We start from the raw sequence: 14204 nt of genomic DNA, 5'->3' as shown, positions 1-14204 counted from the left end.
ATATACTTTATAGGTAATCACTTTTCGGGGTGTAGCGCAGTTTGGTAGCGCACGTGGTTTGGGACCATGGGGCCGGGGGTTCGAATCCTCTCACCCCGACCATTGATTATATAATTAAATATTTTACTTTTTTTAGTACTTGTCGGGGTGTAGCGCAGTTTGGTAGCGCACGTGGTTTGGGACCATGGGGCGGGGGTTCGAATCCTCTCACCCCGACCATTTTTATACTATAAATTTTGACTAGTAACAAATAAAGAAATTTAAATTATAAAATAACGCTATACAGAATTTTATTAAAAATATCTAGCTTTAAAGTGCCATTTAGGCGCTTTTTTTATTTCAAACAATTCAATATTATCAGCTATCATACTTCTCTTAATAGGACCCTTAATCTCTAAAATTTCAGCCTTAGCCATTTTACCTCCAATAAAAAAGCACCAATAATTTATAGTTACTAGTATCTACATATTTTACAAAATATTCCAACAAATATATTTTCTTGTTTTATTATGATTTTTTCTACCCATTTCAAATTATCGAAGATTTCTTTCAATGCATCATTAATTCCATTAGCATAATTGCAATCAAATAATACGTTCTTTACATTTCCGTCACAGTTTTTAATAACATCAAAAGCATTTTCAATTGACTCTACTTTTCTAATAATCCAATTTTCTTGGTTCCATTTAAAATCTGGAATCATTACTTCAATCATAAATCATCAACTCCTTTTACTTGAAATCAAACGTAAAATTGGGTATAATATAAATAAGAATAGGAGTACCTCTTCCCACCAAATGCTATTATGAGTAATCGTAGTAGTTTGAGGAGGCCACTCCTATTATTTTTTTCTTTTAAATATTCCAATCAATTTAAAACACCTTATAATCATTGTTTTTTCAAGATAATCATACCTTTTGTTATTGTAAATTCTATCTAATTCCGCATTTAGTACATCATTTGTATAAGAATCTGACCTTATATCTAATATAACATTATTTGCTTGTTTTTTAATGTTTTTAACTGCTGTTGTCAGCGTGTTTTTAGAGTGGCTATTAATAGTTTTTAAATCCCACTTTTCACCATTCCAAATATAATCTGGAGTTCTAATTCTACTAGGGAATAAAACTCTAGGATGCAATTCAACACATCCACCAATGTTAGAAACAATCCATTTTGCAATATCTCTCTCATACTGAGAAGAATCCAAAACAACAAATTTATTATCAACTACATATTTATTACCATCAATATTAACCTCATTTAAATCAAATACTCCAGTTTTTTCATTCTTTAATTCACTTAAAACATCCTCAGTAATATCGTCATACAATCTCTCTTCATCCATATCATAATACGCAGCAACACTACATCTACAAAACGGATGCATGGGTGGGAGAGTGTTTCCCATGCTGGCATATTTCATATCGAAAATTTGATTATTATAGGGCGCACATATGTGGCAAGCTCCAGGTTCAGCTATCCAAATATACTTATCATACCCTCCCTCTTTCATTAGCTTTAGTCCTGCCCAAACTTGTACCCTTGCAGTTTCAGTAACAGCTAGCCTAAAAGCATTAAAAAAAGCATTTTCTTTACCAGTATCTGACATATTCCTTTTCAAATGCTCATGCATAATTCCAGACCACTGCCTAGGATTTTCTCCCAGAATTAGAGACCTTAAAAGCCCATCTTCAAGCCTATTTTGTAACCTTTGGTCATTAACACAAATTCTATTACTATTTCTAAATTTTCACATATTATCGTTAATAAAAAAAACCAGTGCTAAAAATTAATAGCACTAGTTATAAATGAAAAAATTTTTATATAATTTTATATTTAAGTATTTTTTAAGCAGCTTTTTGAGGCTTTAGATTAAATCTTTTCTTTCTAATAACTAAATAACTTATAATATGCATAATAGCAGTAATTAGCCAAGTGATTGGGTAGGATAGGTAAAGTGTATATGTGTATGGATAAATTTTAAAAACTGTATAAATCCAAATAACTCTTATTACACAAACTCCAAGAAGAGTGATTATAGTTGGAATAATTGAATATCCAATTCCCCTTATAGAACCTACCATTACATCCATAACACCACATATAGCGTAGGTAGTACAAATTATCATAAGCCTTTCAAGGCCAAATTTTACAACTTCAGCTTCACTTGTATATATAGAAAGTAAAAATTCTCCAGCAAAATATGCTCCTAGTCCAAGCACTAAACCAATTATAAATACAATTATATTTGATTTGAGAGTAATACTATCTACCCTATGATATTTTTTTGCTCCCATATTCATTGCTGTAAAAGAAAGTGATGTTTGATAAAGTGCATTCATTGCCATAAAAACAAAGCCCTCTATATTTGAAGCTGCTGTGTTTCCAGCCATAACACTAGGTCCAAAAGAGTTAATTGAAGCTTGAATTAGAACATTTGAAATTGAAAATAAAATACCCTCGATTCCTGCAGGTAGTCCTATCCTAATTATTTCTTTAATCTTTTCTCCATTAAATTTTAATTTTTTAAAATCAAGTCTTAATCTATCTCCCCTAGTAAGAGCTACAAGTATTAAAATAGCTGAAACATATTGACTGAAAACTGTAGCTATAGCTACCCCTGCAACCCCCATGTGAAATACAATTACTAGTATAAGATTTAAAATAACGTTAATAATGCCTGAAAGTGTTAAAAAATAAAGAGGTCTTTTTGTATCTCCTATACTCCTAAAAATGGCAGCTCCAAAGTTGTATAGCATAAATCCTGGCATGCCTAGATAGAAAATATCTATATATGTTATAGCAAGATCTAAAACTTCATCTGGAGTTCCCATCATTTTTAAAATTGGTCTTGATGTAGATATTCCAATAAAAACCATAAGAACCCCTGACACTATAGCAAATAGTATGGATGTATGAAGAGTTTCCTTAGAGTTTTTATAATCATTTGCTCCCAAAAAATTCCCCATAAGTACTGAAGATCCTATTGAAATCCCCATAAATAAATTTATAATTAAATTTATTAAAGGTCCAGTAGATCCAACTGCAGCAAGGGAGTTTTGTCCTACAAATTTTCCAACAACAATAATATCAACAGCATTAAAAAGTAGTTGAAGAATTGATGATATCATAAGTGGTAAGGCAAACATAAGTATCGCCGATGTTATCTTTCCATTTAGCATGTCAACTTCTCTAGTTCTCATTAATTAACCCCCTTTATATTTACATAAAAATAATTTTACATTCCCTAATTTTATTTAAAAATTTCACCAATAAATAATATAATTATGAAAGTAATAATAGAAAAAAGTCTATTAAATAAACTTTCTGAATTTAAGTAGACTCTTTTCATTATAACAATATATTTAAATGTGTCAATGATAAAAAAATTAATTTAAGCCAAGAGCCGATCTAAGATCAGCCATTTTTGTATAATTTACCAAGAAAAAAGCTTGCCTATTATCATTTTTCATCTCTTTTACAATTTCTTCAGTAGATAAATTTGAAATAATTTTATTTTCATCAATGTTTTGATTTCTAAAAGCATCTTTTATTTCTTCCAATGCTCCGCCTTCAATAAAAATTTTATTTACTGATGCAGACTTTAGAAGAGAAAAATCAACTTTAGAAAGCCAAGAAGCATCAGTTCCATCAGCCGGGTTTTTATTTACCCCAAGATATAAATTAAAATTATCTCTTTTTAATGATTCTATATATGATAGGGATGCTGAAAGTCCAGCTGGATTTTTTATTAGATTTAAAAATGAATCCTCTCCATTAAAAGTAAATTTCTCTAATCTGCCACCTTTTATTTCAAAATCCTCAATCTGCTTATCAATTAAACTATTGGTTAGACCAAGTTCCTTACAGATACTTATAGCTCCTAGCAAATTAAAAATAAAATAATCCGTTTTGTAATTTGAAGTAAATTTATGTGAATTTAGAGTAAATTCTCCACTATTAATATTTATATTTTCAGCTAAATATTTGGCTTTAGGTGTAGCTAGTCCGCAGCTACAAGAAAATATTCCAATTTTTGAGTACATAGTATTGGAATAAGTTAAAGGCTTTTTACAATTTGGACAGGCTACAGAAAAATTATTTTCTTCATCTTTATAAGAATCAAGCCCAAAATATATTATCTCATCAGCACTAACTTTTTTAGAAAGATCCACAAGTAGAGGATCATTTGCATTTAAAACAAGCTTAATTCCAGAATAATCAATTTCCTTTAATTTGTTTTGTAGGTCATAACTTGTTCCAAACCTATCAACTTGGTCATCAAATAAATTTGTTATTAGTAAATAATTTGGTTTTATTTTAGAAATAATTGATCCTAAAAATCCTTCATCGACTTCTAATACAGCAACATCCGAATTAACCTTACCACTTATGCTCGCATTTCTAAGTAAACAAGTTAAGATTCCCTGTGGCATATTTGCTCCCTCTTTGTTTACTATTACCTTATAGGGTGAACCAGAAATTATTCTGGCAATAAAGTTAGTTGTTGAAGTCTTTCCATTTGTCCCTGTCACCATAATAATATTTTGTGGATATTGTAAATTATTAAAAATATTTTTATCTATTTTTTGGGCTATATATCCAGGAAGAGCTGAACCTCTTTTAAAAATATCTCCAAAAAATATAATTATTTTTGCTAAAATTATAGCAAGCTTTGTCATATATTCTTCCTACTTTCCTAAAATCATATTTATATCCATAATATCTCTTGAGATATCTTTTATCTTTTCTTCTAAAAGATTTTTTTGTTCAATAGAAATATTATCTTTTTCAATAGTCTTTTTAATCTTCCTTAAATTTTCAATTTTTGCTTCAAGGTTTACAATAGAGTGATCAATACTAGAAGAATTAGAATATATTTCTTCATAGTCTTTTTCATCAAATGCTTTTAGATCATACTCTATATTTTCTTCTGCTATCTCAGCATTTAAACCTAAATTTTCTATTAGGGCTTTTTGAAATGGAAGCATCTGATCTTCTTCCCCATGAACTAGGAAAATTTTCTTTGGCTTTTTCTTTATAGAATTAACCCACTCTAATAAAAATGGCTCATCTGCATGACCTGAAACCCCTTCAATCCTATAAATCGCTGCCTTAACTGCAATTTCTTCTCCTAATAATTTCACAGTTTTTGCCCCATCAATTAGAATTCTTCCAAGTGAACCCTCTGCTTGATAACCAACAAAAACTACAGAAGAATTTTCATCATAGAGATTATGCTTTAAGTGGTGCCTAACCCTACCTGCTGTTGCCATTCCAGATGAAGAAATTATTACCCTAGGAAACTTAACTTGATTTAGCATTTTTGACTCGTTAACATCCTCAACATAATGTAAATTATCGAATTTAAAAACATTATCCCCAGACAAAATCTTTTCTTTAGCTTCATCGTCAAAGTCATAAGAATTTCTTGTAAATACTTTTGTAGATTTAACAGCCATTGGTGAATCAATGTATATAGGTATTTTTTTGTATTGATAAGCCTTACCTAGTTTTTCATAGTAATTATTTAGTTCATAAATAATTTCTTGAGTTCTACCAACAGCAAATGCAGGAATTATAACTGTGCCATTATTTGAAGTAGTGTTTTCAATAATTTCAATAAGTTTTTTAATCTGCGACTTATAATCTTCATGTACTGTATTTCCATAAGTTGACTCAATAATTAAATAATCGCAAGAATCGACAAATTTAGGATCCTTTAATATTGGCCTACCCGGCATACCAAGATCACCTGAAAAAACAAGTTTAGATGTTCCACTGGATTCTTTAACATAAATTTCAATTATGCTCGAACCTAGCATGTGACCTGCATTTAAAAATCTTACACTAATACTATCATTTATCTTGTAAAAAGAATCATAATTCAGGTCCTTTACATATTTTAATGAGTTTTTTGCATCGTTTGTAGTATATAACGGTTTTATAGCTTTTTTACCAGCTCTTTTTCTTTTTTTATTTTCCCAGTCAGCGTCATTTTCCTGGATTTTTGCACTATCTTTTAGCATAACATCCAAAAGATCCTTAGTGGCATTTGTAGTATATATAGTTCCTTTAAAACCTTCATTTACAAGCTTTGGAATTCTTCCGCTATGGTCAATATGAGCATGGGATAAAAGCATAAAATCAATCTCAGAAGGATTAAATTTAAAATCCTCCCAGTTTCTTTTTTCAAGTTCTTTTGATCCTTGGAACATGCCGCAATCGATTAAAAATTTTTCATTTTCAGTTTCAACTAAAATATTAGAACCTGTTACAATCCTGCTCGCTCCTAAAAACTTAACTTTCATTATTTTCCTCCATTAATGTAAGGATAAATCTCATAAAATGAACAAATATATCAAATTTTTCCCAAATTAATTTTATCACAAATTAAATCTGGAATAAAGATAAATTTTAAAAAAATAAATGATTTATAATCCTAAAGCTGATAAAATCCTACTTTTTTATAGACCTTTCTTAAAGTTTTATTTGCAAAGTAAGATGCTTTTTCTCCTGATTCTTTTAAAACTTTATTTAAATATTCCTTATCCTCTAAAATTTCAAAATAGTTTTCTCTAATAGGAGTTAGTTTAGAATCAATTAGCTCTCCTAAATCTTGTTTAAATCTACTATAATTTTCGCCCTCATATTCCCTAACAATATCTTCTATTTCCATATCTGAAAAAGCCTTATATATATTTATAAGATTCTTTAACTCTTTTTGTTCATCATTATATGAAAAGTTTCCAAGTGAATCAGTTACAGCTTTTCTAACTTTTCTAATAATTGTATCCCTATCATCTAATATATAGATAGCTGAATTAGGATCTGGATCAGATTTACTCATCTTTGAAGAAGCATTCTTTAAGGACATAATCCTACCATTAGATTTTGGAATAAGTCCATCAGGTACCTTAAATGTTTCAGAATATTTTGAGTTAAATCTAATAGCTAAATCCCTGGCAAGCTCCAAGTGCTGTTTCTGATCTTCTCCAACCGGTACTAAGTCTGTTTGATAAAGAAGAATATCAGCTGCCATAAGTACAGGATACATAAATAAAGCAGAATTATTATTTTCCTCCCCAGCTTTTTGAAGCTTATCTTTGTACTGTGTCATTCTAGAAAGCTGACCCATATAAGATATGCTAGATAAAACCCATGCGAGTTCTGCGTGCTGATGAACGTGTGATTGAATAAAAATTGTGCTTTTTTTTGGATCAATTCCAGTTGCAAGATATAGGGCAATAAGCTCCAATGATTGTTTTCTTAAATCTTTGGGGATTTTAGGAACAGTTATAGCATGCATATCAGCAACAGCAAAAAAACATTCATAGTCTTCTTGTAGACCTACAAAATATTTCATTGCTCCTAAAAAATTACCAATTGTTAGATTTCCAGAAGGCTGGATTCCACTAAATACGATTTTCTTTTCAGTCATAATATCCTCCTAAAATATATAATTATAAAAATAAAAAACTGCTTACTCTCAAGGAGCAAACAGTGAGTCTACGGTACCATCCAATTTTATAACTTAATTAGTTTTAACGCTTGCAAGCGGCCTAAATATGAATTCTAAAGGCTTCCGAAAAAGGCCCATTCACTAAAAATCCCAGATTCTTTTTCACCAAGCAAGAACTCTCTAAACTAGTTTTCCTAGCTACTCTTCTTTTTCAACGAATTTAAATAAATTATAATAATAAAATTTAATAATGTCAAGTAAATAGAAATATAGCTAATAAGGGGTATATAATAAATGTAAAAAATTTTCAAGGAGGTAATAATGAAATTATACTACGCACCGGATACTTGCTCACTAGCTGTTTGGATCTCTTTAGAATGGCTTGGAGCTAACTATGAAGTAGAAAAAGCAAATTTAGGAAGTGAAGAATATAAAAAAATAAATCCATTAGGAAGCGTTCCTGCACTTGAAACAGATGGAGGAAAAATAAAAACTGAACTTGGAGCCATAATTACTTTTCTGGCTGAAAAATATCCAGAGATGAATCTTGGCCCAGATGATAGTATAGAAGATAGGTTTCTATTTAACCAACTTATTTTATTGATATCAAGTGATTTGCACCCTTCTTTTGGCCCAATATTTGCCCCTAAAAGATACACATTAGATACTGATGAAGAATCTTTAGATAAAATTAGAAAGGCTGCTTATCCAAGAATAGATTCAATTCTATCATATATTGATACTTTATTAGGTGATAGAGATCATATATATAAGGACAAAAAAACTGTTTTGGATGCCTATTTATTTATCTTAAGTGGCTGGGCAGAATTTACTCCTAAGTCTTGGACTGAGTATCCAAATATAAAAAGATTCAGAGAAAAGCTATTGAAGGATGAAAAAGTAAAGTATGTATTAGAAAATCAAAAATAATAGAAATGCTAGCAAGCTATAAAAAGTGCTTTGCTAGCATTTTTTTAATAATTTATTACTAATTAAATTTCCTTATCTTTTATTCTTATAATTTCCATATTTTCCAGTGCTTCATCAACTAGTGCGTCAATATCCATATTAGCTTCTGACCTTTCAAGATCACTAATTCTTGGTTTTGTTACAGGTCTTTTTCGGTAAGAAAACTGTGCAACAATCTTCAAAAGGCATGATTGATGTTTCATAAGTCCCAATTTTTTCACTAATTTCTATAATATCACTCTTATCAAGTCCTATAAGTGGTCTTAAAACTGGTCTTGTAGCAAGTACATTACTTGCATTAATTCCTTCTATTGTTTGGGATGCAACCTGACCTAAAGATTCTCCTGTTACTATCATACTATACTCATTCTTCTCAGCTAATTTATCGGATATTCTCATCATAAATCTTCTGCTAAGAACCGTTGTTTCTCTCTCTAAAGCTTTTTTATTGATTTCGGTTTGAATTTTTAACAAATTTACGCTATATAAAGTAAAATTTCCAGTATAAGTAGCTAGAATTTCTGCAAGTTTTTTAACCTTATCAAAAGCTCTCTCAGATGTAAAAGGATAAGAATGAAAGTGAATACAGCCAAGTTCCACGCCCCTTTTTGCAATCAAAAATCCTGCAACTGGGCTATCAATCCCACCAGATAGAAGTACAAGTCCCCTACCAGAAGAACCGATCGGAAGTCCTCCAAGTCCCTTAACTCTATTAGCAAATAAATAAGCGTAATTTTTTAAGTCAAGATGAATTTCAAGCTCAGGCTTTTTTATATCAACACTTAAATTTTTAAAATTTTTTAAAATATATGCTCCAAGTTCCCTCGATATTTCTGGAGAAGTTAAGGTAAAAGACTTGTCAACCCTATTAGTAAAAACCTTAAAAGTCTTACCCTCATAATCAAGATCTTCAAATAGAACATCTGCTGCTTCTTTAATCTTTTCAAAATCTTTACTTGTTCTTACACACTTGCTCAAATAAATAATTCCAAAAACATTTGAAGCCGATTCAATAATCGCGTCCAGATACTCCTCTTTTGCTTCTATATAGAGCTTACCTGAATCTAAATAAATATTTTCATAAGGGATATGACTAATTTTTTTCCTAACCTTTTTTATAGCCCTATCCACAAATCTTTGCCTATTTTTACCTTTTAAAAAAAGTTCTCCAAAACTTATTGATACAACCTTATCCATTATCTTCTTACCATACTCCTCAAAGTTTCGACTCCTTCCTTAAGCTTAACTAAAAATTCATTAATTTCTTCTTCATTAGTAAAATAAGAAAAGGAAATTCTGATAGTTCCATCTATAAAATCATCTGAGAGCTTTATTGCCTCTAAAACCCTGCTCCTATTATTTTTTGAGCAAGAAGATCCAGAAGACACGCATATATCATAATTTTCTAAATAGTGGATTAAAACCTCACTTCTAATATCTTTAAAAGATGCGGAAACAATAAAATCCGATCCTCCATAAGAATTAATACTACTTTCCTCTATTTTTTCAAGCTCTGATATAAGCTTCTTTTTAAAAGCTTTTACCCTATCTACAACTTCATCCCTATTTTCAGTATAAATTTCAACAGCCTTTTTAAATCCCATAATCCCAGCTACATTTTCGGTTCCAGGAAAATATCCCTTCTCTTGACCTCCGCCATGAAAAAATTCCTGAAGCTTAAGCTTACTATCAACAAAAAGTCCTGCAATTCCCTTTGGTCCATGGACTTTATGTGCAGAAATAGTATATAAATCAATTCCAATTTTTTTGACATTTATAGGGTATTTAATAAAGCCTTGCACCCCATCAACATGAAAAATAGCATTGGATTTATCTCTAACAATTTTTCCAATCTCTTCTAAATTATTTATAACTCCAATCTCATTTTGCACCTGCATAATAGAGACAAGCCCAGTATTTTCATCCACCTTATTTTTTAAATCATCTAAATCTAAACTTCCATCTTCATTAATCTTAACATATCTAATCTCTCTTTTTTCCTTAAAAGATTTAATAGTTTTAAATACAGAAGAATGTTCAGTATAAGTAGTTACAATATTTTTCTTATCATTTTTTGAAAGAATAGACAAAAGTAGCATATTATTTGCCATAGTCGCAGAAGGAGCAAAATAAATTTCACTTGGATTTGCATGAATCACATCTGCTATAACTTTTCTAGCAGAGTCTATGTCTTCCTCAGTCTTTTTTGATAATCTATAAAGGCCAGATGGATTAAAATATTTTTCTTTCATATATATATTGCAAACTTCTAAAGCTTCATCAAAAACTCTAGTAGTAGCACAATTATCTAAATAAATCATAAAATCCTCCTAAAAATAGATTATATCATTATATATCTAAAAAATAAAATAATGGTATAATAAATTTAAAGGAGACAAAAATGAAACTAGAAAAAATTGTAGATGGTCCTAAAATTGATGGAGTAATACTTGATATAGAAACTACTGGCCTTTCGGCAAAAGTAAATCATATAAGCTCAATTGGTTTACTTTTGGATTATATGGGACAGAATAAATTTATCTTCCTATTTGCAGAAGAAGGAGAAGAAAAGGAAATTCTTGAAGAATTTTTAGAAATAATTAATTCTATAAAGCCAATTATAAGCTTCAACGGGCAAAATTTTGACCTTCCTTTCATAAAAAAAAGGCTGGAAATATTAAATATTTCATATCAATCAAATCTAACAGAAAATAACTTTGACCTCTACCAATATCTTAGAAGTTATAGTAAAATTACTGATTTTAAAATAAGTGGATTAAAGAGTCTAGAAAAAGAAAATAATCTTGAAAGACCATTTGAAATGACTGGCAAAGACCAAATAAAACTATATAAAACTTATCTAAAGACAAAGGATAAAGAAATCCTAGATAGACTATTTACCTACAATTTCTACGACCTCTACCACCTTAATAAACTTCTCTACCTAAAGGAAAAAATAGATTTATTGAGAAAAGTTGAAGGTTTTTTTATAGAAAGTTACAAAGTTAGTAGGGGCAATTTAATAATAGAACTTACTTCTCCCGAAAAATATAAAAATATTGAAGCTAACTTCTCCTATCCACTTTGCTCATTTTATACAAATGGAGACGGAAGATTTTTACTAAAAATTAATATTGAAGAGGGCTATTTTGATAATGAAAATATAGGATATAGCATAGATAATAAATTTTTTAAATTAGAAAATAAATCTGATTTTACACAAATTTCAGAAAATTATTTACCTGTAATTTTTGAAAAAAAATATATAAATGAAAATATATTTCAATTAGTAGAAAAAGTAATTAAAATATCAGGCTTAGTCTAATAGATTCTTTATTTCTAACTTGAAATTACAAAGACTTTAAAATATATTTAAAAAAAGAGTAGTAAAGCTTTTTTATAGCTTACTACTCCTTTTCATTTTCTTCTTCGCTAAAGACCTCTAAGAGTGAATTAGCCGCCCTAGGAATTTTCTCTATTTCAAATCCTCCAAATCCAACAATATATTTTCTATCATTTTTTTTGTAATGCCTATAATCATCAACACTTTTTAAATAAATCCCCCTTTCTTCAAGCCTTTTTTGAACAAGCTCATCAGATGGAATCTTCTTAGAAAATCTGAGTGTAAAGAAAAGTCCAAGTTCATCTCCCTCTACTATTGCATCTTTTCTTCTTTCAGAAATATATTTTATAAAAAGATCTCTCTTTTTTTTATAAATTTTAGTCATCCTATTTATATATTTTCTATACTCCCCACTAGCTAAAAATAGGTAGAGGAGATTTTCCTCTAAGGCTGAGATTCTTGATTTTTCAACAGACTTTAAATCTAATTTTTCTATAAGTTCATCGGGAAGACAAAGATAAGAAATAGAAAAGATTTTTCCTACAGATTGGGAAAATGAGCCTGAAAATATAACCCTATCTTCTTTATCCAATGCTTTTAAAGCTGGTACTAATTTAGGTCCATACCTAAAGTCACTATCATAATCATCCTCAAAAATATAGGCATAGTTTTCATTTGCCCAATTGATTAGTCTTTGCCTTCTCCTAATTCCCATTAAAATTCCTTCAGCAAATTGGTGGCTTGGAGTAGTTATTGCAACCTTAGCAGGCCCTTTTTCTAAATCTTTTACAGAAAATCCATACTTATCGATTGGAATTCTTAAAAGTTTTTTTCCAGCATTTTTAAAAATTGAAGAATTTTTAAAATAGCAAGGATCTTCTGCCGCATAATACTCTTCATTTAAAATAGAAAAAATAATATTTAAATTTTCTCTATAACCGGAGGTAATTAAAATATTATTGGCTGAGCTGTCAATCCCCTTATAATCAAAAAGCATTTTTGCAATCTCTTTTCTTAGCTTAAAACTCCCTAGAGGATCAGTTGAATCTTCATTTATTGTCATTTCAAGTGCCTTAGCTGAAAAAGGCTGCAAGCTTTTGTAAATATAATCTTTATCCAATCCAGCGAAGTAAAAATCATACTTATATTTTTTTTTCTCATTAATATTTTGATTTTCACTATCATCAAATGTTTTTCCTATTGGCCTTAAATTAGACCTATCTAACATATCCACAAAATAGCCTACCTTTTCCTTGGATACCAAATATCCCTCAGATAAAAGTAGTTCATAGGCTGTAGAAACTGTATTTACACTTACTCCCAAATGACTTGCCAAATTTCTCTTGGAAGGAAGTTTATCCTTATATGAAAGTCTTCCTTCTTCAATCTCTAATATTATTTTATTATATATTTGTTCATACAAATTAATATCACTTTTAAAATTTACCGTAATCATATTAACTCCAATCTGGTACTATTATTTTCTTAATTTTTGATACTTTTTATAGTATCATTTTACATATATAATTAATATAAATCAAGAATAAGGAGGAAATTATGAAATTAACAATAGAAGAAATCCACAAAAATCTTAAAGGTGGAGTTATAATGGATGTAATAAATGTAGAGCAAGCTAAAATCGCTGAAAAAGCTGGGGCAAAGGCAGTTATGGCACTAGAAAGAGTTCCTGCTGACATAAGAGCGGCAGGTGGAGTTTCTAGAATGAGTGATCCAAAAATGATAAAGGAAATTATGAAGGCTGTTTCAATTCCAGTAATGGCAAAAGTTAGAATTGGACACTTTGTTGAAGCTCAAGTTTTAGAGGCAATAGGAATTGATTATATAGACGAATCTGAAGTTTTATCTCCTGCTGACAACGAGCACCACATAGAAAAGAAAAATTTCAATACCCCATTTGTTTGCGGAGCAAGAAATCTTGGGGAAGCTCTTAGAAGAATTTCAGAGGGAGCTTCTATGATTAGAACAAAGGGTGAAGCTGGTACTGGGGATGTAGTTCAAGCAGTTTACCACCTAAGAACAATAATGAAAGAAATATCCTATTGTGCAAGCTTAAAAGAAGATGAATTATACCACTACGCTAAGGAAATGGCAGTAGATTATGATCTTGTAAAATATGTTCATGACAATAAAAAAATACCAGTATTAAACTTTTCTGCTGGTGGAGTAGCAACTCCTCAAGATGCTGCACTTATGAGACAATTAGGAGCAGAGGGAGTATTCGTTGGATCAGGAATCTTTAAAAGTGGTGACCCAGAAAAAAGAGCAAAGGCAATAGTAAAAGCCGTTGAAAATTATAACAATCCAAAAATAATAGCTGAAGTTTCTGAAGACCTTGGAGAAGCAATGGTCGGTATAAATGAAGACGAAATCAAAGTTATTATGGCAAATAGATAAAATTTCTTTTTG

Annotated in this window: 12 protein-coding genes, 2 tRNA genes, 1 pseudogene and 1 other annotated feature; of the genes and pseudogenes, 5 read left to right on the top strand and 10 right to left on the bottom strand. The window is 30.0% G+C overall.

Translation table 11 applies throughout. From position 1 onward, the window contains the following. Nucleotides 1-25: 25 nt before the first annotated feature. Nucleotides 26-102, top strand: a tRNA-Pro gene (locus VLK81_RS05225). Nucleotides 103-143: 41 nt separating this feature from the next. Next, nucleotides 144-219: transfer RNA gene (locus VLK81_RS05220), tRNA-Pro, on the top strand. 74 nt (nt 220-293) lie between these two features. Here VLK81_RS05220 and VLK81_RS05215 read toward each other — a convergent pair. From VLK81_RS05215 to trpS, 7 genes are all read right to left on the bottom strand, one after another. After that, on the bottom strand, nt 294-416 hold the full coding sequence (locus VLK81_RS05215) for a hypothetical protein (RefSeq protein WP_324619609.1): 123 nt from the start codon (nt 414-416) through the stop codon (nt 294-296). 38 nt (nt 417-454) lie between these two features. Continuing rightward, nucleotides 455-715, bottom strand: a complete 261-nt coding sequence (locus VLK81_RS05210) for a hypothetical protein (protein ID WP_324619608.1) — start codon at nt 713-715, stop codon at nt 455-457. 126 nt (nt 716-841) lie between these two features. Further along, complete coding sequence (locus tag VLK81_RS05205) at nt 842-1732, bottom strand: minor capsid protein (protein ID WP_324620473.1); 891 nt, start codon at nt 1730-1732, stop codon at nt 842-844. A gap of 118 nt (nt 1733-1850) precedes the next feature. Further along, a complete protein-coding gene (locus VLK81_RS05200; RefSeq protein WP_324619607.1) occupies nt 1851-3206 on the bottom strand; it encodes an MATE family efflux transporter in 1356 nt (451 codons plus the stop codon). Between the two features lie 186 nt (nt 3207-3392). Then, nucleotides 3393-4685: a MurT ligase domain-containing protein gene (locus VLK81_RS05195; RefSeq protein WP_324619606.1), complete on the bottom strand. Its 1293-nt coding sequence runs from the start codon at nt 4683-4685 to the stop codon at nt 3393-3395. A 9-nt stretch (nt 4686-4694) separates the two neighbouring features. Continuing rightward, entirely contained in the window at nt 4695-6314 is a 1620-nt protein-coding gene (locus tag VLK81_RS05190; protein ID WP_324619605.1) for an MBL fold metallo-hydrolase, read from the bottom strand. Between the two features lie 131 nt (nt 6315-6445). Continuing rightward, nucleotides 6446-7444 carry a tryptophan--tRNA ligase gene (trpS, locus tag VLK81_RS05185; RefSeq protein ID WP_324619604.1) on the bottom strand — a complete coding sequence of 333 codons (999 nt, stop codon included), beginning with the start codon at nt 7442-7444 and terminating at the stop codon, nt 6446-6448. 48 nt (nt 7445-7492) lie between these two features. Then, nucleotides 7493-7689, bottom strand: a binding site (T-box leader). A 97-nt stretch (nt 7690-7786) separates the two neighbouring features. Here trpS and VLK81_RS05180 point away from each other — a divergent pair. Next, the gene (locus tag VLK81_RS05180) at nt 7787-8395 is read left to right on the top strand and encodes a glutathione S-transferase family protein (RefSeq protein ID WP_324619603.1); all 609 of its coding nucleotides are present in this window, start codon (nt 7787-7789) and stop codon (nt 8393-8395) included. A gap of 62 nt (nt 8396-8457) precedes the next feature. Here the strand turns inward: VLK81_RS05180 and thiI are convergent. Together thiI and VLK81_RS05170 are read right to left on the bottom strand one after the other, a co-directional pair. After that, nucleotides 8458-9631: pseudogene (gene thiI / locus VLK81_RS05175) on the bottom strand (tRNA uracil 4-sulfurtransferase ThiI). After that, nucleotides 9631-10755: a cysteine desulfurase family protein gene (locus VLK81_RS05170; protein WP_324619602.1), complete on the bottom strand. Its 1125-nt coding sequence runs from the start codon at nt 10753-10755 to the stop codon at nt 9631-9633. Before VLK81_RS05170 ends, thiI begins: the two are co-directional and overlap by 1 nt. Nucleotides 10756-10835: 80 nt before the next feature. Between VLK81_RS05170 and VLK81_RS05165 the strand changes: the two genes are divergently transcribed. Continuing rightward, the gene (locus tag VLK81_RS05165) at nt 10836-11759 is read left to right on the top strand and encodes a ribonuclease H-like domain-containing protein (RefSeq protein WP_324619601.1); all 924 of its coding nucleotides are present in this window, start codon (nt 10836-10838) and stop codon (nt 11757-11759) included. 82 nt (nt 11760-11841) lie between these two features. On the opposite strand, the gene pdxR is transcribed toward VLK81_RS05165, so the two are convergent. Next, nucleotides 11842-13233, bottom strand: a complete 1392-nt coding sequence (pdxR, locus tag VLK81_RS05160; RefSeq protein ID WP_324619600.1) for a MocR-like pyridoxine biosynthesis transcription factor PdxR — start codon at nt 13231-13233, stop codon at nt 11842-11844. A 101-nt stretch (nt 13234-13334) separates the two neighbouring features. Here pdxR and pdxS point away from each other — a divergent pair, with 101 nt between their 5' ends. After that, nucleotides 13335-14192 carry a pyridoxal 5'-phosphate synthase lyase subunit PdxS gene (pdxS, locus tag VLK81_RS05155; RefSeq protein WP_324619599.1) on the top strand — a complete coding sequence of 286 codons (858 nt, stop codon included), beginning with the start codon at nt 13335-13337 and terminating at the stop codon, nt 14190-14192. The last annotated feature ends 12 nt before the right edge of the window (nt 14193-14204 follow it).

Source organism: Citroniella saccharovorans (assembly GCF_035481615.1).
GTDB lineage: Bacteria > Bacillota > Clostridia > Tissierellales > Peptoniphilaceae > Citroniella > Citroniella saccharovorans.
Note: the sequence above shows the minus strand (reverse complement) of the source record. Positions and strands in the feature narration are given on the sequence as shown.